Source organism: Agromyces sp. Y575 (genome assembly GCF_059445445.1).
This window is the reverse complement of sequence record NZ_JCAIUI010000003.1, coordinates 682,403-705,898: the sequence shown is the minus strand read 5'-3', so window position 1 is coordinate 705,898 and position 23,496 is coordinate 682,403. Positions and strand designations below refer to the sequence as shown.

20 protein-coding genes are annotated in these 23,496 nt (G+C 67.9%); 9 read left to right on the top strand and 11 right to left on the bottom strand.

Features of this window, described 5'->3' with window-relative positions; translation table 11 throughout:
• Positions 1-8: 8 nt before the first annotated feature.
• From AC1C2U_RS15350 to AC1C2U_RS15325, 6 genes are all read right to left on the bottom strand, one after another.
• Positions 9-1,040, bottom strand: a complete 1,032-nt coding sequence (locus tag AC1C2U_RS15350; protein ID WP_495362628.1) for an ABC transporter permease — start codon at positions 1,038-1,040, stop codon at positions 9-11.
• On the bottom strand, positions 1,037-2,572 hold the full coding sequence (locus AC1C2U_RS15345; RefSeq protein WP_495362627.1) for a sugar ABC transporter ATP-binding protein: 1,536 nt from the start codon (positions 2,570-2,572) through the stop codon (positions 1,037-1,039). The genes AC1C2U_RS15350 and AC1C2U_RS15345 overlap by 4 nt, the downstream gene beginning before the upstream one ends.
• Complete coding sequence (locus AC1C2U_RS15340) at positions 2,569-3,009, bottom strand: RbsD/FucU family protein (RefSeq protein ID WP_495362626.1); 441 nt, start codon at positions 3,007-3,009, stop codon at positions 2,569-2,571. The genes AC1C2U_RS15345 and AC1C2U_RS15340 overlap by 4 nt, the downstream gene beginning before the upstream one ends.
• Positions 3,010-3,120: 111 nt before the next feature.
• Positions 3,121-3,966 (bottom strand): amidohydrolase family protein, encoded by an 846-nt coding sequence (locus AC1C2U_RS15335; RefSeq protein ID WP_495362625.1) that lies wholly within the window; start codon positions 3,964-3,966, stop codon positions 3,121-3,123.
• Positions 3,963-4,931: an aldo/keto reductase gene (locus tag AC1C2U_RS15330; protein ID WP_495362624.1), complete on the bottom strand. Its 969-nt coding sequence runs from the start codon at positions 4,929-4,931 to the stop codon at positions 3,963-3,965. Before AC1C2U_RS15330 ends, AC1C2U_RS15335 begins: the two co-directional genes overlap by 4 nt.
• The gene (locus tag AC1C2U_RS15325; protein WP_495362623.1) at positions 4,928-6,232 is read right to left on the bottom strand and encodes an L-fuconate dehydratase; all 1,305 of its coding nucleotides are present in this window, start codon (positions 6,230-6,232) and stop codon (positions 4,928-4,930) included. Before AC1C2U_RS15325 ends, AC1C2U_RS15330 begins: the two co-directional genes overlap by 4 nt.
• A 193-nt stretch (positions 6,233-6,425) precedes the next feature.
• Here AC1C2U_RS15325 and AC1C2U_RS15320 point away from each other — a divergent pair, with 193 nt between their 5' ends.
• The 3 genes from AC1C2U_RS15320 to AC1C2U_RS15310 all read left to right on the top strand — a co-directional run bounded on the left by AC1C2U_RS15320 (position 6,426) and on the right by AC1C2U_RS15310 (position 9,165).
• A complete protein-coding gene (locus AC1C2U_RS15320; protein WP_495362622.1) occupies positions 6,426-7,274 on the top strand; it encodes a fumarylacetoacetate hydrolase family protein in 849 nt (282 codons plus the stop codon).
• Positions 7,275-7,422: 148 nt separating this feature from the next.
• A complete protein-coding gene (locus tag AC1C2U_RS15315) occupies positions 7,423-8,181 on the top strand; it encodes an SDR family NAD(P)-dependent oxidoreductase (RefSeq protein WP_495362621.1) in 759 nt (252 codons plus the stop codon).
• 108 nt (positions 8,182-8,289) lie between these two features.
• On the top strand, positions 8,290-9,165 hold the full coding sequence (locus tag AC1C2U_RS15310) for a fumarylacetoacetate hydrolase family protein (protein WP_495362620.1): 876 nt from the start codon (positions 8,290-8,292) through the stop codon (positions 9,163-9,165).
• An 18-nt stretch (positions 9,166-9,183) separates the two neighbouring features.
• On the opposite strand, the gene AC1C2U_RS15305 is transcribed toward AC1C2U_RS15310, so the two are convergent.
• Positions 9,184-10,095 carry an alpha/beta hydrolase gene (locus tag AC1C2U_RS15305; RefSeq protein WP_495362619.1) on the bottom strand — a complete coding sequence of 304 codons (912 nt, stop codon included), beginning with the start codon at positions 10,093-10,095 and terminating at the stop codon, positions 9,184-9,186.
• Between the two features lie 87 nt (positions 10,096-10,182).
• Between AC1C2U_RS15305 and AC1C2U_RS15300 the strand changes: the two genes are divergently transcribed.
• A complete protein-coding gene (locus tag AC1C2U_RS15300; RefSeq protein ID WP_495362618.1) occupies positions 10,183-10,605 on the top strand; it encodes a MarR family winged helix-turn-helix transcriptional regulator in 423 nt (140 codons plus the stop codon).
• Positions 10,606-10,665: 60 nt separating this feature from the next.
• Here AC1C2U_RS15300 and AC1C2U_RS15295 read toward each other — a convergent pair whose 3' ends face one another.
• On the bottom strand, positions 10,666-12,174 hold the full coding sequence (locus AC1C2U_RS15295; protein WP_495362617.1) for an aspartate ammonia-lyase: 1,509 nt from the start codon (positions 12,172-12,174) through the stop codon (positions 10,666-10,668).
• A gap of 157 nt (positions 12,175-12,331) precedes the next feature.
• The gene (locus AC1C2U_RS15290; protein WP_495362616.1) at positions 12,332-13,894 is read right to left on the bottom strand and encodes an amino acid permease; all 1,563 of its coding nucleotides are present in this window, start codon (positions 13,892-13,894) and stop codon (positions 12,332-12,334) included.
• A gap of 223 nt (positions 13,895-14,117) precedes the next feature.
• Here AC1C2U_RS15290 and AC1C2U_RS15285 point away from each other — a divergent pair, with 223 nt between their 5' ends.
• Genes AC1C2U_RS15285 through AC1C2U_RS15265 form a run of 5 tightly spaced genes read left to right on the top strand, consistent with a single transcriptional unit; the run spans position 14,118 to position 19,295 of the window.
• Positions 14,118-15,485 (top strand): glutamine synthetase family protein, encoded by a 1,368-nt coding sequence (locus AC1C2U_RS15285; protein ID WP_495362615.1) that lies wholly within the window; start codon positions 14,118-14,120, stop codon positions 15,483-15,485.
• Entirely contained in the window at positions 15,466-16,323 is an 858-nt protein-coding gene (locus tag AC1C2U_RS15280) for a gamma-glutamyl-gamma-aminobutyrate hydrolase family protein (RefSeq protein WP_495362614.1), read from the top strand. The genes AC1C2U_RS15285 and AC1C2U_RS15280 overlap by 20 nt, the downstream gene beginning before the upstream one ends.
• On the top strand, positions 16,320-17,693 hold the full coding sequence (locus AC1C2U_RS15275) for an aldehyde dehydrogenase family protein (protein ID WP_495362613.1): 1,374 nt from the start codon (positions 16,320-16,322) through the stop codon (positions 17,691-17,693). The genes AC1C2U_RS15280 and AC1C2U_RS15275 overlap by 4 nt, the downstream gene beginning before the upstream one ends.
• 39 nt (positions 17,694-17,732) lie before the next feature.
• Complete coding sequence (locus AC1C2U_RS15270; RefSeq protein WP_495362612.1) at positions 17,733-18,524, top strand: 3-oxoacyl-ACP reductase; 792 nt, start codon at positions 17,733-17,735, stop codon at positions 18,522-18,524.
• A 9-nt stretch (positions 18,525-18,533) separates the two neighbouring features.
• On the top strand, positions 18,534-19,295 hold the full coding sequence (locus AC1C2U_RS15265; protein ID WP_495362611.1) for a FadR/GntR family transcriptional regulator: 762 nt from the start codon (positions 18,534-18,536) through the stop codon (positions 19,293-19,295).
• Positions 19,296-19,355: 60 nt separating this feature from the next.
• Here AC1C2U_RS15265 and AC1C2U_RS15260 read toward each other — a convergent pair whose 3' ends face one another.
• Entirely contained in the window at positions 19,356-20,105 is a 750-nt protein-coding gene (locus AC1C2U_RS15260; protein WP_495362610.1) for a glycoside hydrolase family 16 protein, read from the bottom strand.
• A gap of 183 nt (positions 20,106-20,288) precedes the next feature.
• A complete protein-coding gene (locus AC1C2U_RS15255; RefSeq protein WP_495362609.1) occupies positions 20,289-23,468 on the bottom strand; it encodes a glycoside hydrolase family 3 C-terminal domain-containing protein in 3,180 nt (1,059 codons plus the stop codon).
• Positions 23,469-23,496: the final 28 nt, after the last annotated feature.

Genomic DNA, 23,496 nt, shown 5'->3' with positions numbered 1-23,496 from the left:
CCGGCGGGTCAGGACCGCCGGCGTCGCAGCATGTCGAGGTAGACGGCGACGAGGATGACGATGCCGACGGCGACCGACTGCCACTCCTGCGGCACGGAGATGATGCGAAGCCCGTTCGTGAGCACCGCCATGATGAGCGCGCCGATCACGGTGCCGATGATGGAGCCCTTGCCACCCTGCAACGAGGTGCCGCCGATGACGACGGCGGCGATCGCCTCGAGCTCGAGCCCCATGCCGCCGGTGGGCTGTGCCGACGAGAGACGTGAGGCACTCAGCACGCCGGCGAGGCCCACGAACAGGCCCGCGAGCGTGTAGATGACGATCTTCCACCGGCGCACGTTGACGCCGGAAAGCGCCGTGGCCGCCTCGTTCGATCCGATCGAGAAGGTATAGCGGCCGACGATCGTCTTCGACAGCAGCACTGCGGCCACGATGATCATGACGATGAAGATCGCGACACCGAGCGGGAACCGGATTCCGGGGACGATCGACAGGTTCATGATCGACTGGAACTCGGGGGTGTCGTTGAAGTAGATCGGCTTGGTGCCCGAGATCACGAGCGACAGGCCCGCCGCGATCAGCATCATGCCGAGGGTCGCGATGAACGGCGGGATGCCGAGCACTGAGACGTTCACGCCGTTGATGAGGCCGATCAGTCCACCGAACAGGATGGTGGCCCCGACGCCGGCCCAGAGCGGCCAGCCGAGGTAGGTGAGGAAGACGCCGGCCATCACGCCGCAGAGCACCATTCCGGTGCCGATCGAGAGGTCGATGCCGCCGGTGATGATCACGAAGGTCGTGCCGAGCGCCAGGATGCCCGTGACGGTCGCGGCGGTCAGGATCGAGACGAGATTGTTCGTCGTGAAGAAGTGCGGGCTCGCGAACGAGAACACCGCGACGATCACGATGAGGCTCGCGAATGCGAGCAATTGCTGCAGTGAACCGCGCAGCCACGCGAATCTGGGGGTACCGGCCTCGACCGCGGCGAATGCCGTCGTCGACGGGGTCGGTGCTGGCGGTTGCGTCGTCGTCGGGCTCATCGTGCGATCGTTCCTTCGCTCGTGAATCGGGTGGCGTAGTCCATGAGGTTCTCTTGCGTCGCCTCGACGTTGTCGAGCACCGCTGTGAGGCGTCCCTCGGCCATGACGGCGATCCGGTCGGAGAGCCGGAGCACCTCTGGCAGCTCGGAGGAGATCATGATGATCGCCTTGCCCTGGTCGGCGAGCTGGCGCAGCAGGGCATAGATCTCCTCCTTGGCACCGACGTCGATGCCGCGGGTAGGTTCGTCGAAGATGAGCACTTCGCAGTCCTTCGCGAGCCACTTCGCGATGACGACCTTCTGCTGGTTGCCGCCCGAGAGGTTCTTCACGAGCTGCGCTGTCGACGGCGTCTTGATGCGGAGCTTCTCGACGTACTCGCGTCCGGTGGCCTCGATGCGCGAGCCGTTCACGAATCCCAACGCCGAGACGTAGTCGCGAAGCGAGGCGAGCACGATGTTCTCGCGAACGCTTCGCTCGAGCAGTACGCCGAGCTGCTTGCGGTCTTCGGAGAGGTACCCGATGCCGAGCCGAGCAGCCTCTGCGGGATTCCCGATCGTCACCGGCCGGCCGTGCACGAGGATCTCCCCGGACTCGATGCGGTCGGCGCCGACGATGGCACGGGCGACCTCGGTGCGACCAGCGCCCATGAGCCCCGCGAATCCGAGGATCTCGCCGGCGCGCACGTCGAAGCCGACGTCGCGCAGCAGGTGCTTCGTCGTGAGCCCGCGCACCGAGAGCACGGGCTCGCCGCTGCCCGTCGCGACAGGCGGGCGCTGTTCGCCCGAGATCTCGCGTCCGACCATGAGCGAGATGATCTCTCGCGGCTCGGTCTCGGCGGTCACCCGCGTGCCGATGTACCGGCCGTCGCGCAGCACCGTGATGCGGTCGGAGATGCGCGCGAGTTCCTCCATGCGGTGCGAGATGTAGATGACGCCCGTGTCTGGAGTGCGGAACCGCCGGATCAGCTCGAAGAGCACATCGACTTCGGTGTCGTTCAGGGCGGCGGTGGGCTCGTCCATGATGAGCACCTTCGCGTCGAACGAGAGCGCCTTGGCGATCTCGACCATCTGCTGTCGCGCGACCGTGAGCCGTTCGACCCGCTCGGTGGGGTCGAGGGCGAGCCCCAGTCGGTCGAAGAGGTCTTGGGCTCGCCGGTTGAGGGCTCGCTCGTCGAGGAACAGGCCGCCGGCCCGGTGCTCGCGGCCGATGAAGATGTTCTGCGCGACCGTGAGGTCGGGCATGAGGTTGAACTCCTGGTGGATGATCGAGATGCCGAGCTCCTGAGCATGGCGCGGCCCTTCGATCGTGAGTTCCTTCCCGTTCAGGCGGAAGGTGCCGGCGTCGGGCGTGTAGATGCCCGCGAGGAGCTTCATGAGCGTCGACTTGCCGGCGCCGTTCTCGCCGACGAGGGCGAGCACTTCGCCGTGTCGGAGGTCGAGTCGCACATCGGCGAGCGCCTGAACGCCGGGGAAGCCCTTGCTCACCCCCTCGAGGTCGAGCAGCGGGGTCGCAGCGTCGGCATGTGCGCTCATCGCGCAGCCCCGGTCGGCGTGTACGCGTTCACGACGCCCTTGCGCAGCACGATGTTGCCGTATGGTCGCAGCTCTCCCGTGCGCACGATCAGTTGCGCCGCGGCGGCCCGGTCGTAGAAGGCGAATCGCTCGAGCTCTTCGACCCGGTCGGCGGCCGCGTCGGCAGCCGCGACGAGTTCGTGCTGCACGGGCAGCCGCTCGCCACCCTCGGCCGCCATGAGCAGCACTGCAGCGCCCTCGTAGGTATCGAGCGGGACGACGGTGCGGATCGCGGCGACCACGTCGGCCGCGTCGAGTGCCGCGGCCTCGACCACCAGTGCCCCGACCCGGTGGGCGGGAAAGTTCGCGTCGGCGACGACGAGTTCGTCGCCGTGACCGAGCCGATCGAGCGCGGCGAGCAGTTCGCCGCCGAGGATCGGGTTGATGCCACTCAGCACGTGCGCCTCGCTTCCTTGAGATTCGGGATGAGTGTACTACTCATCCGATGTTTCAGCGGGTTTCACCCCGATTTGTTGCCGCTCTGTATTCAAATAGCGAAAGACATCCGATTACTCGCGCGAATACACGCGTTCGGCAGTGCCACCCAGCACAGCGTCTCGCTCGGACGGAGCAAGCTCGGCGAGACATCCGCTCATGACCGCCCACGTCGACTGATAGCCGCCGTGGGGCACCGACATCGGCCAGTCGCCGCCGTACATCAGGCGAGCCGGCCCGAACGACTCGAGCGCGATCTCCCAGAGCGGCTGCACCGTCGCACTGCCGTACGGCACTCCCGGCAGGTGCAATCCCGAGAACTTCGCGACCGTGTTCGGCAGCGCGGCGACCGCCTCGAACTCGCGTCGCCACGCGTCGAAGTCGCCGCGGCCGACAGGCGGCTTGGCGAGGTGGTCGATCACCACGGTGAGCTCGGGGATCGCGAGTGCGAGTCGCCGCGCCGCGCCGAGGTGGCGCGGCCAGGCGTCGGGCACGTCGAATGCGAGGCCGCGCCGGGCGACCTCGGCGAGCGAGGCGCGCACGCCGCGCAGCTCGAGGAACCCGTCGCGCGGGTCGTCGTGCACGAGGTGACGGATGCCGCGGAGCGCGGTCTCCCCCTCGAGCGCGTCGAGCGCTGCGAACGCCGCGGCGCGATCGTCGAGCGGCACCCAGCCGACGACGCCCGCCACCCAGTCGTGATGCGCGGCGACCCCGAGCATGAATCGCGTGTCGGCGAGCGAGTCATCGGCCTGCACGAGGATGGCAGCGTCGATGCCCGCGGCAGCGAGTTCCGCCCGCGCCTGTTCGGGCCCGAAATCCGCATCGAGCGGCCCGAGCTCAGGCGTGATCCACGCGTAGACGCTCACCGAGCGATCCCAGAGGTGCAGGTGCGCGTCGATCGTGCGGGCTGGCGGGGTCACGGAATGAGCCCCTCGTCGCGCAGTCGGATCCACAGGGCGTCGGGAACGGGTGCGTGCACCCGAGCGGCGTTCTCGGCGATCTCGGCCGGGCGCGCCGAGCCGACGACGACCGATCGCACAGCAGGGTGCCGGAGCGGGTACTGCAGCGCAGCGACCGGCAACTCGACGCCCTCGGAGCGGCAGACTTCGGCGAGCCGGGTGGCGTGCGCCAGCACCTCGGGCGGCACCGCGCCGTAGTTGTAGCGGCCACCCTCCCCCGGTCTCGACGTCGAGAGCAGGCCGGAGTTGTAGACGGCGGCGGCGACGACGCCGACCCCGCGCTGCTCGCACAGCGGCAACAGCTCGGCGAGCGCCGGCTGCTCGAGCAGCGTGTAGCGCCCGGCGATCATCACGAGGTCGAGGTCGCCTTCGCGAACCGCGCGCGCCGCGGCATCCGCAGAGTTGGTGCCGATGCCGATGGCGGCGACGACGCCTTCGTCGCGAAGCTTCGCAAGCGCGGGCAGCCCCTCGCCGATGCCTCGATCGAGGTCGTAGACGTCTGGGTCGTGCAGGAATGCGATGTCGATGCGGTCGAGACCGAGGCGTTCGAGGGAGTCCTCGAGGCTTCGGCGGATGCCGGCCTCGCTCGGGTCGAAGCGGCGTACCGTGCTGTTCGGCACGGCGAAGTCGAACGCCAGGTCGTCGCCGCCGGCGAAGTCGGGGTTCGGGTCGAGCACTCGCCCGACCTTCGTCGAGAGCACGAAGTCTTGGCGGGGCTTCGCGGCGAGGTAGGAGCCGAGTCGCCGTTCGGAGATGCCGAGCCCGTAGTGCGGTGCGGTGTCGAAGTAGCGGATGCCGCTGTCCCATGCCGCGGCGAGCGCGGCCTCCGACTGCGCGTCGCTCACCTCGCGGTAGAGGTTGCCGACCGAGGCCGCGCCGTAGCCGAGCGGGCCGAGCCGCTCGGCGGAGGTGACGTCAACGGTCATGCAGTCACCTCCCCGACCTGCGCACCGCGCCACGTGTACTCGTCGACGGATGCCGCGAGCATCTCGGTGCCCGCTCCGGGCGTGGTGGGCGTGAGGTACCGGCCGCGACGCACCACGGCCGGGGTGACGAAGTGCTCGTGGAGGTGGTCGACGAATTCGATCATGCGTCCCTCCATCGTGCCCGAGAGCGAGACGTAGTCGAACATCGAGAGGTGTTGCACCGCCTCGCAGAGCCCGACACCACCGGCGTGCGGGCAGACGGGCACGCCGAACTTGGCGGCCAGCAGCAGGTTCGCGATGTTCTCGTTGACGCCGCCGACGCGCGTAGCGTCGATCTGCATGACGTGCATGCCGCCGGCCTGCAGCAGTTGCTTGAAGACGATGCGGTTCGCCACGTGCTCGCCCGTCGCCACCTTGATCGGCGCGACGCCGCGGGCGATGGCCGCGTGCCCGAGGATGTCGTCGGGGCTCGTGGGCTCTTCGATCCACTCCACGTCGAATTCTGCGAGCGCGTTGACCCATTCGATCGCCGCGTCGACGTCCCACCGCTGGTTCGCGTCGATGGCGATCGGGAATCCGTCGCCCACGGCGGCGCGTGCAATGCCGAGCCGGCGGATGTCATCGGCGAGATCGGCGCCGACCTTCAGCTTGATCTGCGGGTAGCCGTCGGCGACCGCCTCGCGGCAGAGCCGGTCGAGCTTCTCGTCGGAGTATCCGAGCCAGCCGGGCGTCGTCGTGTATGCGGGGTAGCCGATCTCGAGGAGTTCGGCCGTTCGCTCGGCGCGACCGGGTTCTGCCGCGCGGAACAGCTCGAGCGCTTCATCCGGAGTGATCGCATCGCTGAGATAGCGGAAGTCGACGAGCGCGACGAGCTGCTCGGGCGAGAGCTCGGCGACCAGGCGCCAGAGCGGGAGGCCTGCTCGCTTGGCCTTGAGGTCCCAGAGTGCGTTGATCGCCGCGCCGATCGCCATGTGCATGACGCCCTTCTCGGGGCCGAGCCAGCGCAATTGCGAGTCGTGGGCGAGCAGGCGCCAAGCGGAGCCCATGTCGTCGAGCAGTGCCTCGACATCCTGGCCGAGCAAGTGGCCGCGGAGCGCGTCGAGCGCCGCGACCTCGACATCGTTGCCGCGCCCGATCGTGAAGACGAATGCGTGCCCCTCGAGGCCGTCAGCGGCGTCCGTGCGGATCGTGAGGTACGCCGCCGAGTAGTCGGGGTCGGGGTTCATCGCGTCCGAACCGTCGAGTTCGAGGGAGGTCGGGAAGCGGATGTCCCGGGTATCAACTCTGACGATGGTGCTCATGACGTCCTTTCCTGGCGACCCGAGTCGTGGCGCCCCCGAGTCGTGGCGATCCTGAGTCGTGGCGATCCTGAGCATAAACATCCGATGTCTCTCCTGTCAACCGCGCGGAGATATGCAAGAATCTCTCTGAATCGGCCTGCGCCTCACCCAGACTTCAGATGTTCACGCAGAGCCACGAATGGAGCAGACCAGCATGAGATTCGCCCGGCTCGGCAATATCGGCACCGAGATCCCCGTCATCATCGAGGGCGACCGCGCGCTCGACCTGCGCTCGATCACCGCCGACATCGACGGCCGCTTCCTAGGCGGCGACGGTATCGAGCGCGCTCGGGTCGCGGCTGGCGGCGGCGAACTCCCCGAGCTGCAGGATGCCTCGAGCCTTCGAGTCGCGGCTCCGATCGCCCGCCCCTCGGCGGTGTACTGCATCGGCATGAACTACGCCGCACACGCTGCCGAATCGGGCTCCGAGCCGCCCACGCAGATCGTCATGTTCATGAAGTCACCGAACACCGTGGTCGGCCCGTACGACGACGTCGCGATCCCCCGCGGCAGCGAGAAGACCGACTGGGAGGTCGAGCTCGGCGTCGTGATCGGTCGCCGCGCGAGCTACCTGGACTCCCCCGCCGATTCCCGCGCGCACATTGCGGGCTACGTCACGGCGAACGATCTCTCCGAGCGCGACTGGCAGATCGCGATCTCGGGTGGCCAGTGGTCGAAGGGCAAGAGTGCGCCCGGGTTCTGCCCGACCGGCCCGTGGCTCGTCACCGACGACGAGCTCGACGCCGACGATCTGCGTCTGACGAGCTTCGTCAACGGCGAGCCCCGACAGGACTCGCGCACGAGCGACCTCATCTTCGACGTCGACACGATCGTGTGGACGCTCAGCCAGTACCTCACCCTCGAACCCGGCGACCTCGTGCTCACGGGCACGCCGGAGGGCGTCGCCCTCTCGGGCCGGTTCCCCTATCTCACCGCCGACGACGTCGTTGAACTCGAGATCGAAGGTCTCGGCCGGCAACGCCAGCAGTACGTCTCATCCTGATTCGGGCCGCCTGACCCGGGCCGCCTGACCCGATCCGCCTGACCCGATCCGCCCGACCCGAATCACCCGACCCGATCCGCCCGACCCGAATCGCCTGACCCGATGCGCCCGAACCGAATCACCTGACCGACTCGAAAGGTTCCAACACATGAGCAACGAATTCAGCGGCCTCGTCGCGATCGTCACCGGCGGGGCATCCGGCATCGGAGCCGCGATCGCAGCCCGCCTACAGAGAGGCGGTGCCCGCGTCGTCGTGTTCGACCTGCAGCCGGATGCCGCGGCCCACGCCGATCTGGCCGTCGACGTCGACGTGGCCGATGACACCAGCGTGCGGGCCGGCGTCGAGCGCGTGGTCGCAGAGCTCGGCCGCATCGACATCGTCGTGAACAACGCCGGCATCGGCGCGCAGGGCACGATCGAGGCGAACCCCGACGACGAGTGGCACCGGGTGCTCGACATCAACGTCGTCGGCATGGTGCGCGTCGCTCGTGCTGCCCTGCCGTACCTCCGCGACTCCCCCGCCGCCGCGATCGTCAACACCGCGTCGATCGCGTCGACGGCGGGACTGCCGGAGCGCGCCCTCTACAGTGCCAGCAAGGGCGCCGTCGCGGCGCTCACCCGGGCGATGGCCGCCGACCACCTGCGCGAGGGCATCCGCGTGAACGCCGTCAACCCGGGCACCGCCGACACCCCATGGATCGGCCGCTTGCTCGCCTCCGCCGATGACCCCGCCGCTGAGCGCGCCGCCCTCGAAGCACGCCAACCGCACGGGCGCTTGGTGTCGGCCGACGAGGTCGCCGAAGCCGTCGCGTACCTCGCGAGCCCCGCCTCGGGATCGACGACCGGAGTCGCGATCGCCGTCGATGGGGGCATGCAGGAGTTGCGGTTGCGACCGGCGGCGAGCTGACGCGGCATCCGTTCGCGTGATCGTCTTGTCGACGCGAGGGTGCTCGAAGCGACGTTCGTTGTACATCGCGCACATCGCATTGGCCGAGTCGCCCGATAGCCTGAACAAGTGAAGTTCGCGCACCTGAGAGTCGAAGGCCAGACGATCCCTCGACTCGCGGCGGTGGTCGCGGATTCCGCGATCTTCCTCGACGAGTGCATGCAACAGCCGCCGCGCGATTTGCAAGATCTCATCGAACGCGGCGCCGAGGGCCTCGCCGAAGTGCGCGAGGTGGTCGACTCAGTTGTCGCGCTCGGCAACGACACGACGCCAGTGACTGAGCTCCGGCATTCCTCTGCCGTGTTGCGGCCGGCGCAGGTGATCGCGATCGGTGCGAACTACGCCGCGCACGCCTCCGAGCTGAAACTGCGGTCTGAGACGGCGATGACGATCTTCTCGCTCTGGCCGAACTCGCTGACCGGTCACGGCGCAACGACCACGTGGCCCGACGACCTCACGACGCAGGTCGACTACGAGGCCGAGCTCGGCGTCATCATCGGCCGGCCGGCGCGAGGCGTGCACGTGCGCGACGCCCTCGACTACGTGTGGGGCTACACCGTCGTCAACGACATCACCGCGCGCGACCTGCAGTTCAGCGAAGCGCAGTGGTCACGCTGCAAGTCGTTCGACGGGTTCACCCCCACCGGGCCCGTCGTCGTGACCGCCGACGAAGTCGCCGACCCGCAAGACCTGTGGCTCACGACGAACCTCGACGGTCATATCCTGCAAGATGCCTCGACGAGCGAGATGGTGCGCGGCGTCGCCGAGATCATCTCCTACCTCTCGCGATCGGCGACGATTCCGGCCGGCACACTCATCTCCACCGGCAGCCCCGGCGGCGCCGGGTACTCGCGCAACCCGCAGGTCTTCCTGCGCGATGGTTCGACCGTGACCGTCACGATCGAGGGCATCGGCTCGCTCACGACGCACTGCCGCGTCGTCTGAGGCGCTGGCGAACCCCGCTCAGCCGACGAGTTCACCGGCCGAGAGGCGGCGCCGGAGGAAGTCGCCCGCACGATCGAGCGCGACCCCGGCCGCATCGAGCGTGCCGAGCGCCGTCTGGTAGTTGTGGGGCGCCCGAGCCGCGACTTCGAGCACGACGTCGACGTCGTCGTGCGCCGCGTTGGCGACGAGCCTGACCGCGTCGTCGAGCAGCAGCTCCCGGCTGCCGACTTGCACGAGCATCGGCGGCAAGCCGCGCAGGCTCGCGAAGACGGGGCTCGCGAGCAGCGACGCCGCGGCGTCGGCCGCCCCCGACTCGGGCAGGTACTGGTTGGCGTATCCGCGCAGGTCGTCTTGATCGAAGAGCGGGTCATCGCCGACCCGATCCGAGAACGAGTCACCGCTCAGCGTCAGATCAACCCAAGGCGAAAAGACCGCGACCGCGGCGGGCATCCCGAGGCCGGCATCGCGGGCCGCGAGAAGGGTCGCGATCGCGAGGCCCCCGCCCGCCGAATCACCGGCGACGATCAGGCTCCGTGCGCCGAATCGCTCCAACAGCTCGCGGTAGGCGGCGAACGCATCGTCGACGGGCTCGGGAAAGCGGTGTTCGGGCGCGAGACGGTAGTCGAACGAGTACGCCGTCGTACCCGTGCGCTGGGCGAGTGCCGCCGCCATGCCCACACCGGTCGCCGCCGAACCGATCACGTACCCGCCGCCGTGCAGGTAGAGCAGCGCCCCGGCTCCCCCGCCGTCGCCGGGCACGAGCTCGATCGCGGAACGCTCGCCGATCGCGACGTGGCGAGTGGCGAATCCGTCGGGCGCGGCGACCTCGCCTTCGGTGAAGGCGATGCGCATCTCGGCGACGGTCGCGTCGGCAGCGAAGCGCGAAAGCGCGTAGGACTCGGACAACCGGTCGAACTCGAGGCGTGACATCCTGCTGCTCCTGTCGTAGATTGATTACTAGGAATCAATAGTATGAGCAATTAGCTTCCTGTCAATCTATTTCTTAGGAATACATCTGTGTCTGACGACCTCGCCCTCTTCTTCGACCTCGTGCGCGCCGAGACCCGGTGGTTCGAACAGCTCGACAGCGAGCTGTTCGAAGAGCACGACGTGCACCTGGCGAGCTACGACGTGCTGCGGGTGATCGACTCGGTCGACGGATGCCGCGTGCAGGACATCGCCGATGAGATCGGCATCACCGTCGGAGCGGTCAGCAAATCAGTCGACCGCCTCGAGCGCGACGGCTGGGTGCGACGCGTCGCGAACCCGAGCGATCGCCGATCCTCGCTCATCACCCTCACCGAGGCGGGCACCGCGCTGGTGACCCGGGCGACGCCGTTCGTCGTCGGCGCCGTGCAGTCCCGCCTCGCCTCGATCGGCGGCGACGCGCGGCGCGCGCTCACGACCGGTCTCACGGCACTGCGCGCCTCGCTCGGCTGATCAGACTCGCGCGCGAGGTGCAGCCCTGAGGGTGTCCCGGGCGTGCCCGGAAGCATCCGCCTACTCGCTCGGCTCGCCCTGCAGGTCGATCAACGGGATCGCCTTCGTGATCGGGCGCATGCCCGAGAGCTTGGAGGGCAGCAACTGGGCCATCACTGCCTCGCGAGTCATGAGCCCGGCCTCGACGACCAGGTCGGCGACGGGTCGTCCGGTCTTCAAAGCGAGCTTCGCGAGCGTGGATGCCTCGGTGTAGCCGATGAACGGGATGAGCGCGGTGATCACGCCGACGCTCGAAGCGACCATGGCCTCGAGCCGGTCGACGTTGGCTGTGATGCCGTCGACGCAGTTCACCCGGAGCGTCCAGCACGCCTGCCGCATCCACGTGATCGACTGCAGCAGCGAGTGGGCCATCACCGGCTCGAACGCGTTCAACTGCAACTGGCCGCTCTCGGCCGCCATCATCACCGTGACATCCGCACCGGCCACCGCGTAAGCGACCTGGCTCACCGCCTCGGGGATGACGGGATTGACCTTGCCCGGCATGATGCTCGAACCGGCCTGCTTGGGCGGCAGGTTGATCTCGCCGAACCCGGCCTGCGGGCCGGACGAGAGCAGGCGAAGGTCATTGCAGATCTTCGACAGCTTGATCGCGCTGCGCTTCAGCGCGCTCGAGAACGTCATGAACACACCGGTATCGCTCGTCGCCTCGATCAGGTCGGGCGCCGTCTCGAGGCGTAGCCCGGTAATCGCGCTGAGGTGGCGCACCGCCGCGGCCGCGTAGCCGGGGTCGGCGGTGATGCCGGTGCCGATGGCGGTGGCGCCGAGGTTCACCTCGGAGAGCAGCTTGATCGTCTCGCTCAGTCGCTCGTAGTCTTCGCCGAGCGTCGTCGCGAAGCCGTGGAACTCCTGGCCGAGGGTCATCGGCACGGCGTCCTGCAGCTGCGTGCGCCCGACCTTCAAGACCTCGTGGAACTCCTGGCCCTTGCGGCCGAACGCGACGCGCAGCAGATCGAGCTCACGCAACATCGTGGTGAGCGAGAAGGTCATCGCGAGCTTGACGGCGGTGGGATAGGTGTCGTTCGTCGATTGGCTGCGATTGACGTCGTCGATCGGGTCCAGCACGTCGTAGCGGCCCTTGGGGTAGCCGCCGATCTCCAGGGCGAGGTTCGCGATGACCTCGTTGGCATTCATATTCGTCGACGTGCCGGCGCCGCCCTGGATGACGCCGACCACGAACTCCTCATGAAGCTCGCCGTCGAGGATCCGCTGGCAGGCCTCGTCGATCCATTCCGCTTTCTGAGCCGTGAGCACTCCGACCTCGCGGTTCGCTCGTGCCGCGGCCTGCTTGACGGAGGCGAGCGCGACGACAAGGTCGGGGTAGACCGAGATGGGGCGCTTGGAGATCGGGAAGTTCTCGAGCGCCCGCTTGGTGTGCACTCCCCAGTACGCGTCTGCCGGCACCTCGAGCGAGCCCAGCGAGTCGGTCTCGGTGCGGGTCGGTACGTCGGGTGGTGACGGGATCGGAGCGGTGTCGGTGTACGTGTCGTCGGCCGTCTCGGGCTCGTGCATTTCTTCCTCCAACAATGGGCTCGGGTGCACGTCAGGATGTGACGCACCCGCAGCCGGCTCCATCGCCTGTTCGCCCGCGGGATCGCCGCGTGCTGCTTCTGCATCGAGCCTATCGCCGCGGACGCCGCTTCTCCCGGCCCCGATCCGACGGAGCTGCTCAGAGGCGGTCGGACTCGTCGATGCCGTCGGCCGAGAGCAATTCGCTCTCGACCTGTCCGCCGTAACCCTCGGCCTGCGGGTCGCCGTGCAGGCCGCCCGACACGGCGTACTCCTCTTCAGGCGAGAGGATGAGCCGGTGCCGCCCCCAGAGTGCGAAGCTCGCGAGCATCACCGCGTAGACGACGCCGATCGCGATGATCGCCGGCACGAAGGTCGGGTTCAAGAGGAAGCCGAGGAAGATGAGCGCGGCGATGACCGCCGCGACCACGGCTCCGGGTACGCCCCACGGGCTGCGGTACGGGCGCTTCGCGTTCGGGTACTTGCGGCGGAGGATCACGAACGCAACCATCTGCAGCAGATAGGCGAGCACGGCTCCCCACACGGCGATGTTCAGCACGATCGCGCCGGCGACCGCGCCCGCCCCCTCTGCGTCGACCTGGGCGAGCACGTCGAGCACGAGGAGCGCGACGAACCCGATGACTGCGCCCGCAACGAGCGCGACCCACGGTGTCTGCCGCTTGCCCGTGAGCGAGAGGAACTTCGGGTAGTACCCGGCACGGGAGAGCGAATACATGTTGCGCCCGTACGCGAACATGATGCCCTGCAGCGATGCGAGGAGCCCGATCAGCGCGAAGAGCGCGAGCACGGCGGCGAGTTCGTCGCCCACAATCGCCCGGAATCCGTCGAGGAGGGGCTCCCCGGCCACGCCCGTCGCCTCGGCTCCGACGACTCCGGTGTTCAGGAAGAGCACCAGGAGACCCGTGACGATGAGCGTGGCGCGCGCGATGAGGCCGGCCTTCGGGATGTCGCGGACGGGGTCCTTCGACTCCTCGGCCGCGAGCGGCAGCTCCTCGATGCCGAGGAAGAACCACATCGCGAATGGCAGCGCGAAGAGGATCGGAAGCACGCCGTGCGGCAGGAACGCGGTCTGTCCGGCATCGGGGGCGATGTCGAAGAGCTTGTCCCACGAGAACTGGCCCGAGAAGATCGCCATCGCGCTGAACACGAGCAGGATCGCGATCGAGATGATCGAGACGACGATCGCGAACTTGAACGAGATGTTCGCCCCGGCCGCGTTGATACCGATGAACACGAGGTAGAGGAGAACCCACCAGATCCACTGCGGCATCGAGAAGCCGAGCAGTTCGCTCGTGATCGCGTCGGCGTACGCGCCCGAGAAGAAGACGATGACGGCTGTCGTCGCAACGTACTCGATCGTCTCGGCGAGACCGGTGACGAATCCGCCCCATGGCCCCATCGCGGCACGCGAGAACGAGTAGGCGCCGCCCGTGTGCGGCATTGCCGATGACATCTCACCGATCGAGAAGATGAGACCGTAGTACATGACGACGAGCACGGCGAAGGCGATCAGCATGCCGCCGAAGCCGGCGAAGTCGATGCCGAAGTTCCAGCCGGAGAAGTCGCCCGAGATGACCGCGGCCACGGCGAGGCCCCAGAGGCCCCAGACCCCTGCCGTTCTCGTGAGTCGGCGTTTCTCGAAGTATCCGGATTCTGCGGTCGTGTACTTCACTCCGGAGACCTTGAGCGTGTCCTTGGTCATGGCGGTTCCCTTGCTCTCTCGAAGCGCGCAACCGAGGCGGCGCGGGGGTGGGATGCGTTGGCCCGACTATAGAGCGCCCAATGGTTGCTCGTACAGACCTTTCTCGAACGAACTCGTTGAAGTGCGCCCGCGTTTCCGGCGCCCGAGCCTGTCTGAATCGATCAGCTGTGTGATGTAATGGTCGGCACAACCGACCATTCACGGACTGAGGAGGCGCCAACGGATGTCGGCACCCACCGGATACCTCACCCTCGATGCACTGCGCGGCGCGATCGCCGACGGGCACGTCGACACGGTCATCGTCGCGTTCACCGACATGCAGGGTCGTCTCGTCGGCAAGCGCGTCTCGGCACGACTCTTCCTCGACGATGTCGCCGAGCATGGTGCCGAATGCTGCAACTACCTGCTCGCGGTCGACGTCGAGATGAACACCGTCGACGGCTACGCGATGTCGAGCTGGGAGCACGGCTACGGCGACATGGCGATGATCCCCGACTTCTCGACGCTGCGCATGGCTCCCTGGCTCGAAGCCACCGCGCTCGTCACCGCAGACCTGCAATGGCTCGACGGCACGCCCGTCGAGGCCTCCCCCCGACGCATCCTGCAGCGACAGCTCGAACGTCTCGACGAGCGAGGGCTCTCCGCGTTCGTCGGCACGGAACTCGAGTTCATCGTCTTCGACGACTCGTTCCGGGAAGCCTGGCGCAAGGGGTACCGCGACCTCGCCACGGCGAGCGACTACAACATCGACTACGCATTGCTCGCCTCGACCCGCATGGAGCCGTTGCTCCGTGACATCCGCAACTCGATGGACGGCGCCGGAATGTACTGCGAAGGGGTCAAAGGCGAGTGCAACCTCGGCCAGCAGGAGATCGCCTTCCGTTACACGGACGCGCTCGGCACATGCGACAACCACTCGATCTACAAGAACGGGTCGAAGGAGATCGCCGACCGGCACGGCAAGTCCCTCACCTTCATGGCGAAGTTCGACGAACGCGAAGGCAACAGCTGCCACATCCACATCTCGCTGCGCGGTGCGGATGGCGAGGCGGTCTTCAGCGACCCGGATGCCCCGCACGGCATGTCGAAGCTCTTCCGGCAGTTCCTCGCGGGCCAACTCGCCGCAATGCGCGAACTCACGCTCTTCTCAGCGCCGAACATCAACTCATACAAGCGATACGTGGCGGGCTCGTTCGCGCCGACCGCGATCGCATGGGGGCTCGACAACCGCACGTGCGCGCTCCGCGTCGTAGGGCACGGGCTCGGTATGCGCGTCGAGAACCGCGTGCCTGGGGGCGACGTGAACCAGTACCTCGCGGTCGCCGCGCTCATCGCAGCGGGACTCGCGGGCGTCGAGAACGAGCTCGAACTCGATGACGTGTTCGAGGGCAACGCCTACGAGAGCGACGTTGCGCGCGTGCCGGCGACGCTCCGCGAGTCGGCCGCGCTCTTCGCCGAATCTGCGGTCGCGCGCGCGGCCTTCGGCGACGAGGTCGTCGATCACTACCTGAACAACGCGCGCATCGAGCTCGCCGCATACGATGCGGCCGTCACCGATTGGGAGCGGGTTCGTGGTTTCGAACGACTCTGAGCCGAACGGGCACGCCACGACCCGGGGGGACGCGGGGAACGGTACGGATGCTGCGGTGGGGGCCGCGGCATCCGTACCGGTTATCGGCGTCACCACTTATCTCGAGCAGGCGAAGACCGGTGTCTGGGACGTGCGCGCCTCATTCCTGCCGAAGGTCTACATCGACGCCGTGACCGATGCCGGAGGCATCGCCGTGCTGCTCCCGCCCCAACCTGCGAGTGACGAGATCGCACGAACCGTGCTCGGCGCTCTCGACGGGCTCATCGTCTCGGGCGGCGCCGACGTCGACCCCGCACGCTATGGACAGGTTCCACACGAACGCACCGGCGCTCCACGCACCGACCGCGACGACTGGGAGGACCGCCTGCTCACGGCGGCGATCGAGCTCGAGCTGCCCTTCCTCGGCATCTGCCGCGGGGTGCAGATACTCAATGTCGCGCTCGGCGGCACACTCGTGCAACACCTGCCCGACGTGGTCGGCAGTGACGCATACCAGCCCGCACCGGCGCGGTTCGGCGAAACCGAGGCAGCGGTCGAACCCGATTCCCGGCTCGCGGCAGTGCTCGGCGATGCGGCTGCTCCCCTGCCGATCCACGTGTACCACCACCAGGCGCTCGACGAGGTGGCGCCCGGCCTACGGGTCACCGCGCGCACCGGCGACGGCGTGATCGAGGCCGTGGAGCTCGAGACCGTGCCGTTCGGAATCGGCGTGCAGTGGCATCCCGAAGAGAACGCGGCCGACCGCCGTCTCTTCGCCGGACTCGTCGACGCCGCCCGCGAACATCGCGCTGCCCGCACGGCCGGGGCCAGCACCGATTCCGAGAGGACGGCATCGTGACGACTCACACGATCATCAACCCCGCCGATGAGAGCGTCGTGACCACGGTCGCCGCCTCATCGATCGACGAGACGGATGCCGCGATCACGCGCGCCGCCACAGCCCAGGGCGACTGGGCACGACTCGCACCTGTCGACCGGGCCCGGCTGCTCCGACGGTTCGCCGATGCCGTCGACGGCGCGGTCGAAGAGCTCGCGGCGCTCGAGGTGCGCAATTCGGGGCATCCGATCACCCAGGCGCGGTGGGAGGCGGGTCACGTGCGCGACGTGCTCGAGTACTTCTCGGCCACCCCTGAGCGGCTCTTCGGCCGGCAGATCCCGGTGGCGGGCGGCCTCGATGTGACGTTCCAGGAGCCGCTCGGCGTCGTCGGGGTGATCACGCCGTGGAACTTCCCGATGACGACCGCCTCGTGGGGCTTCGCCCCGGCGCTCGCGGCCGGCAACGCCGTCGTGCTGAAACCAGCCGAGTGGACGCCGCTGACGAGCTTGCGCCTCGCCGAACTCGGTCTCGAGGCAGGCCTGCCCGATGGACTCTTCCAGGTGATCCCCGGCAAGGGCTCGGTCGTCGGCGAGCGGTTCGTGACGAATGAGACCGTTCGCAAGATCGTCTTCACCGGCTCGACCGAGGTCGGCAAGCACATCATGGCGGGGTGCGCCGACCAGGTGAAACGCGTGACCCTCGAGCTCGGCGGCAAGAGCGCGAACATCGTCTTCGCCGACGCCGATCTCGAACGAGCAGCGGCCACAGCGCCCTACGGCGTCTTCGAGAACGCCGGCCAGGACTGCTGCGCGCGCAGCCGGATCCTCGTCGAGCGCAGCGTCTACGAACGGTTCATGGAGCTGCTGGAGCCGGCTGTCGCCGGGGTACGGGTCGGCGACCCCGCTGACGAGTCGACCGAGATGGGCCCGCTGGTCGCGGCCGCACACCTCGAGCGGGTGCGCTCGTTCGTGCCGGATGACTCGGAGCTCGCGTTCCGAGCGAGCGCTCCGAGCGGTCCGGGTTTCTGGTTCCCGCCGACGGTGCTCACCCCGTCGCGGGATGCACGCACTGCACGCGAGGAGATCTTCGGCCCCGTCGTCTCGGTGTTCCCGTTCGACGACGAAGACGACGCCGTTCGATTCGCGAATGCGAGCGAGTACGGCCTGTCGGGCTCGATCTGGACCCGCGACCTCAACCGCGGCATCCGCGTCGCCCGTGCTGTCGAATCCGGCAACCTCTCGGTGAACTCGCACTCCTCGGTGCGGTACTCGACGCCGTTCGGCGGCTTCAAGCAATCGGGCCTCGGCCGCGAGCTCGGGCCCGACGCGCCTCTCGCCTTCACCGAGACCAAGAACGTCTTCATCGCCGTCGACTTTCCGCCGGTCGAGTAGCGCAGCGTATCGAGACCCCGAACCTACGACAGGAGCACCATGACCGACCTCCCTCGCATCGACCTCAGTCAGCGTCTCGGCGGCCGCACCGCCGTCATCACGGGCGGCGCATCGGGCATCGGGCTTGCAACCGCGAAGCGGCTCGCCGCCGAGGGCGCGACGGTCGTCATCGGCGACACGGATGTCACGGCCGGACCGGCCGCCGCCGAACTCGTCGGCGGACTGTTCATCGAGGTCGACGTGACCGACGAGAATCAGGTGAACCATCTCTTCGACGAGGCCGCGCGGGTGTACGGGTCGGTCGACATCGCGTTCAACAACGCCGGCATCTCCCCGCCCGACGACGACTCGATCGAGACGACCGAACTCCCGGCCTGGCAGAAGGTGCAAGACGTCAACCTGAAGTCGGTCTACCTATGTTCCCGGGCTGCGTTGCGGCACATGGTCGCGCAAGGCCGCGGCTCGATCATCAACACGGCGTCGTTCGTCGCGATGCTCGGATCGGCGACCTCGCAGATCTCGTACACCGCGTCGAAGGGCGGCGTCCTCGCGATGAGCCGCGAGCTCGGCGTGCAGTTCGCTCGCCAGGGCATCCGCGTGAACGCGCTCTGCCCCGGGCCGGTGAACACGCCGCTGCTTCAGGAGCTCTTCGCGAAAGACCCCGAGCGTGCGCAACGCCGACTCGTGCACATCCCCGTCGGCCGTTTCGCCGAGCCCGAGGAGCTCGCGGCGGCGGTCGCGTTCCTCGCGAGCGACGACGCCTCGTTCATCACCGGCTCGACGTTCCTCGTCGACGGCGGCATCAGCTCGGCGTACGTCACCCCGCTCTAGGCTCGAGACATGACCGACGGGGTGGACGATGAACAGGCGGAACCCGCCGATGTGCTGAGCGCCGGGCTCCTGCTCACCCCGGCGCGCACCGCCAACGCGTTCGAGGAGACGGTGCAGCGGCTGTTGCAGTCGATCCGGCTCGGCCTCATCGGCCCCGGCGAGCGTCTGCCTGCCGAGCGCGAGCTGGCGAGCATGCTCGAGGTCAGCCGCGACACGCTCCGCGAGGCGATCGCCTCCCTCGCCGACGCCGGATGGGTCGTTGCACGCCGCGGACGCTACGGCGGCACGTTCGTCTCCCACGAGCTGCCGGCGGCGTTGCCTGCGACGGCCGGCACCGCTGACGACCCCCTCGTCGCCGCGGGCCGCCTCGAGGACACCCTCGCGCTGCGGTCGGTGATCGAGGTCGGCGCAGCGCACCGGGCCGCAGAGAGCGAACTCACGGGCAACGATCGAGAACGACTGTGGCAGGCCTATGAGGAGTGCCGGTCGGCCACCGGCGACCAGTACCGCATGGCCGACTCACGCCTGCACCTGCTGATCGCCGAGGTGCTCGGCTCGCCGAGCGTCATTCCGCTCGTCGCCGATGTGCGCATGCGAGTCAACGAACTCCTCGACGGCATCCCGCTGCTCGCGCCGAACATCGCGCATTCGAACGAGCAGCACCGAGCGATCATCGGAGCGGTCCTCCGCGGCAGCCCCGAAGATGCGGCGAGCGCCATGGCCGAACACCTCGAGGGCACGGAAGCGTTGCTGCGCGGCTTCTACGCGTGAGTGAACCGCTGATCGAGTAGCGAGCGCCAGCGAGCGTATCGAGATCACCCGACTTCGTCACTACTCGACCCGCTGCTCGAACCGGACGAACTGCACGGCCGCGTACGTCTCGAGCGCGCCGGATTCGTCGTGGGGCCACGTGTTCAGATCGACCGGACCGGAGAGGAAGGAGCCGACCGTCATCACGATCGTGATGAAGAACGGTTGGTCGAAGGGCCAACCACCCTGGGCGCGCGAGTCGGTCGCCTCTGCGACGTGGTACACCTGCCCGTCGATCGCCCACATGATACGACCTGGCTCCCACTCGAGTACATGCTCCGCCCACCGATCGACGAGCGAGGGCACTGTACCAGTGGTCGAAATCGGTGACTCGCCGGAATAGCCCGGGCCGTGAATGGAGGCGAACGGCGCCGTAGGGCGACCAAGCGCAATCTCCGTGGCGTCGATCTCGCCGCACGCGGGCCAGCCCACGGAATCGATGTCGGCGCCGTAGAGGCACACGCCGAACCCCACGCCCTGTCCTGGCCCGAGGAGTTGACGAGTGGTGAGGCGACCATAGGGTCCGACAGTGACTTTGCCTTTCGAGGAGATGCTCCCGGCGATGAAGGGATACCCGTCCATCTCCTCCTGACGGGCGTGCAGCACGAGGTTGCCACCCTCGATCGCGACCATTCGCGGATCGTTGAACTGCTGCTCGTTCAGGTCCCGATTGCCGCCGGAGTCCTCAGGCGTCCACACCTCGGGATTCAGGCCAGCCGAGAAGTCGTCCTCCCACACCACCTTCCACCCTGGCGTCGGAGACGCGCTCATGGCACGTGGCGATGCACTGTTCGGAGGGGAATGGGGCGTGCATGCGGAGATCGCCGCCGCCAGCCCCGCCACCCCTCCCATGGCAAGCACTGTTCGTCGAGAGACGGTTCCTCCGCACCGACTCGCTCGCGGTGCGGAGGAACCCATGAACACGATTCCTTCTCGGAGGCCGATCGCCGAGCCCTATCCGGCCCTTCCGATCGGGCTGACGTTGCCGGCGTTATCGATTGCGCGGTACTCGAGCACGAATCGCGATGTCCCCGTCAAGACCACTCCCCGGTAGTTCTGCCATGGGCTGACGATCGTGCGCTTGCCGATATGGATCTGGTACCGATACTCGATGCTCGCCACCCCTGAGATCTCGTCTGTCGCCGTCAGCTGGGTGAGGAACCTGAATCGAGTTCGCTCCGCCGTCACGGTGGGTGGCGTTCGGTCGATCTTGATCTCGGTGGTGACGACCTCCGACACGTTGCCCGCCGCATCCGTCGCCCGCGCGCCGACCGTATAGACACCGTCGGCATCGAGCACGAGCTGGCCGTCTTGCACGGCGTACTCGCCTCCGTTGACGCTCACCTCGACGACCGGCGCCGGATCGACCTCGTCCGTCGCTGCGAAGGTCAACGTGACGGGCTCGGTGTACCAGCCGTTGTCGCCGTTCGGCGTCGCCGGATCCGCCGTCACCGACACGGTCGGCGGAGTGACGTCCGGCTGCCCGACGATGATGGTTCCCGTGGCGGGGGTGTCCGCCGAGGAGCCGCCGACGTACAGCGGCACGGAACCGGAGGGCGTCACCCAGGAATCGGTCGCGACATCCCAGTACTGCAGGGAACGTCGGTCGATCGGGATGGCGACCTCCGCGCTCTCGCCGGGATCGAGCGTCACTCGGGTGAAGCCCGCCAGTGCAAGATCGACCGTCTCGACGTCCGTCGGGAGGTTCCCGACGTACGCTTGGACCACCTCGGTGCCGGCGACGCTTCCGGTGTTCGTGACCGTGACGGTCGCCGTCGTGGCAACCGGCTCGTCCGAATCCGGATCCACGGGCGCCGCCTCGACGGCGGAACCGTACTCGAACGTCGTGTAGGACAGGCCGTGCCCGAAGGGGAACAGCGGCGTGGCGTCTTGCTCGACATACGCCTTGTATCCGACGTAGATGCCCTCGTCGTACACGGTGGTCGGGTAGATCTGCGTGACCTGATCGAACGGATGCTGGTAGGGGCCGCCGACCGCGGTGACTTGTGCATCATCCACGGGGAACGTCACGGGCAGCTTTCCGGACGGGTTGACGTCACCGAAGAGCAGTCCGGCGACGGAGCGTCCCTGGGCTTGACCCGGATACCACGCCTCGAGCACCGCTGAGACGTCGTCGATCCACGGCATGGCGACCGGACCGCTGGTGGCGAGCACCACGACCGTGTTGTCGTTGACGGCGGCAACCGCCTCGATGAGCGCGTCCTGGTTCTGCGGCAGCACCAGGTAACCGCGGTCGGCGGCCTCGCCGGTGTAGTCGCGCGCAACGACCACCGCGATGTCGGCGTCTGCAGCGGCGGCGACAGCCTCATCGATGGTCGGGTTGAGCACGCCGACCGGCGGCACCCAGCCCAAGCGCACCATCGCCCCCGGCTGATCGTTGAGCCCGCCGTTGAACTGATCGGGGACGTCCGTCTCGTAACTGACCTCGACGAAGTACTCCTGCCCCTCGACGAGATCGATCGTCGCGGCGTCGGTGCCGTATGTCGTTCCATAATCGTCGATGAGGGTCTGGCCGTCGACGAGCAGTTTGGCCGTGCCGAGGTGGCTGAGCGACAGCTCGTACGAACCGGTGGCGGGAGCGGTCAACGTGCCGCTCCACACGACCGAGATCGGCTGAACGGCATATTGGACGCCGGGGCTCGGCACCTGAGAGGTGTTGATCGTGTCATTCGAGATGCCGGTGCGGTAGTTCACCTGCGGTTCGGTTCGAATCAGGGTCGGCTCCCCCGGGAACCCGAGACCGTTGAAGTAGAACGCGGTCAGTCCGTCCTCGTCGGCGCCGCTCGAGGGCCGGAGCACCGACGAGGGGACCGGCACAGGGCCGGGCAGTGTGTCGGCGAGCGAGACCGCGTCGGTGCCGCGCTGGTAGGTCACCTCACCTGCGGCGCGGTCGGTGATGCCGTCGAGGATCGTGGTCAGCTCTGCGGGCCGCTGGATCGCGCCACTGCCGCCGCCGTCGATGTACCAGTCCGCGTCGGCTCCGATCACGGCGAGGGACTCCGTTTCATCGGCAAGCGGCAGCGTGCCGTCGTTGCGCAGCAGCACAGCCGAGGTGTCAGAGATGGCCTCGGCGACGGCATCGTGCTCGGTGATGGTGGCCGCGTCGAGCGGCGTGGATGCCGGCTGGGGATCTTCGAACGAACCGGGCGGCGGATCGTCGATGATGCCCACCGCGAAGAAGGTCCGGAGCACCCGGCGCGCGGCATCCGTCACCCGCTCCTCGGAGACGAGTCCGCTCTGCACGGCGGCGATCAGGTTGTCCGAGGAGTACTCGTAGCCGGGCCCCGGCACGTCCATGCCCGCTTCATAGTCGGCGAACGAATGCGCGGCGTTGAAGTCCGAGGAGACGTACCCGGCGAAGCCGAGCTGGGTCTTGAGGATGCCGTTCAGGAGCTCGTCGTTCCCACAGGAGTACTCGCCGTTGACCTTGTTGAACGCGCACATGACGGCGCCCGGATCGGCGTCGCGCACGAGGGTCTCCCACGGTCGGGTGTACACCTCTTGCAGCGGTCGCTCCTCGATGACGGCGTCGACGTGGCCGCGACGTGTCTCCTGGTTGTTGAGGTTGTAATGCTTGACGATGACGGAGATGTCTTCGCTCTGGCTACCCGCGGCCTGCGCCGCCGCCATCCCGCCACTGACCAGCGGGTCCTCGCCGAAGGCCTCCCACATCCGCCCGTTGAGGGGCGTGACCAGCAAGTCCATCGTGGGTCCGGCGAGGCCGTTGAAGCCGAATGCCCGCGCTTCCTCGCCGGCGACTGCGCCGTAGGCTTCTGCCGCCTCGAGATCGAACGTCGACGCGAGGGCGATGCCGACGGGCAGTGCAGTCGACTCGGTGTCGGTCACTGCGACACCGCAGCATCCGTCCTTCCCTCGGATCGGTGGAACGCCGTATTGCGGCAGACCCGGTCCGCCGGACTGGATGAGGAGCGTCACTTTCTCCTCGAGGGTGAGGACATCGACGAGCAACTGCGCCCGCTCGTCCGCTGAGAGGGACGTGTCCATCCACGGCTCCTCGGCGGCGGCGACCGGGGTGACCGTCGACCCGATCATGAAGACCGCGGTCAAGACTGCCGCGCCGATGGATGCCGAACGTACTCGCGTGTTTCTCATCGCATTTCCCTCTGTCGAGGGTCGCCGC

What these genes read in the sequence shown, in the direction of transcription:
- AC1C2U_RS15350 (WP_495362628.1), bottom strand. Translation starts at nt 1,040, where the DNA reads ATGAGCCCGACGACGACGCAACCGCCAGCACCGACCCCGTCGACGACG.
- AC1C2U_RS15345 (WP_495362627.1), bottom strand. Translation starts at nt 2,572, where the DNA reads ATGAGCGCACATGCCGACGCTGCGACCCCGCTGCTCGACCTCGAGGGG.
- AC1C2U_RS15330 (WP_495362624.1), bottom strand. Translation starts at nt 4,931, where the DNA reads ATGACCGTTGACGTCACCTCCGCCGAGCGGCTCGGCCCGCTCGGCTAC.
- AC1C2U_RS15325 (WP_495362623.1), bottom strand. Translation starts at nt 6,232, where the DNA reads ATGAGCACCATCGTCAGAGTTGATACCCGGGACATCCGCTTCCCGACC.
- AC1C2U_RS15320 (WP_495362622.1), top strand. Translation starts at nt 6,426, where the DNA reads ATGAGATTCGCCCGGCTCGGCAATATCGGCACCGAGATCCCCGTCATC.
- AC1C2U_RS15315 (WP_495362621.1), top strand. Translation starts at nt 7,423, where the DNA reads ATGAGCAACGAATTCAGCGGCCTCGTCGCGATCGTCACCGGCGGGGCA.
- AC1C2U_RS15305 (WP_495362619.1), bottom strand. Translation starts at nt 10,095, where the DNA reads ATGTCACGCCTCGAGTTCGACCGGTTGTCCGAGTCCTACGCGCTTTCG.
- AC1C2U_RS15295 (WP_495362617.1), bottom strand. Translation starts at nt 12,174, where the DNA reads ATGCACGAGCCCGAGACGGCCGACGACACGTACACCGACACCGCTCCG.
- AC1C2U_RS15290 (WP_495362616.1), bottom strand. Translation starts at nt 13,894, where the DNA reads ATGACCAAGGACACGCTCAAGGTCTCCGGAGTGAAGTACACGACCGCA.
- AC1C2U_RS15285 (WP_495362615.1), top strand. Translation starts at nt 14,118, where the DNA reads ATGTCGGCACCCACCGGATACCTCACCCTCGATGCACTGCGCGGCGCG.
- AC1C2U_RS15270 (WP_495362612.1), top strand. Translation starts at nt 17,733, where the DNA reads ATGACCGACCTCCCTCGCATCGACCTCAGTCAGCGTCTCGGCGGCCGC.
- AC1C2U_RS15265 (WP_495362611.1), top strand. Translation starts at nt 18,534, where the DNA reads ATGACCGACGGGGTGGACGATGAACAGGCGGAACCCGCCGATGTGCTG.
- AC1C2U_RS15260 (WP_495362610.1), bottom strand. Translation starts at nt 20,105, where the DNA reads ATGAGCGCGTCTCCGACGCCAGGGTGGAAGGTGGTGTGGGAGGACGAC.
- AC1C2U_RS15255 (WP_495362609.1), bottom strand. Translation starts at nt 23,468, where the DNA reads ATGAGAAACACGCGAGTACGTTCGGCATCCATCGGCGCGGCAGTCTTG.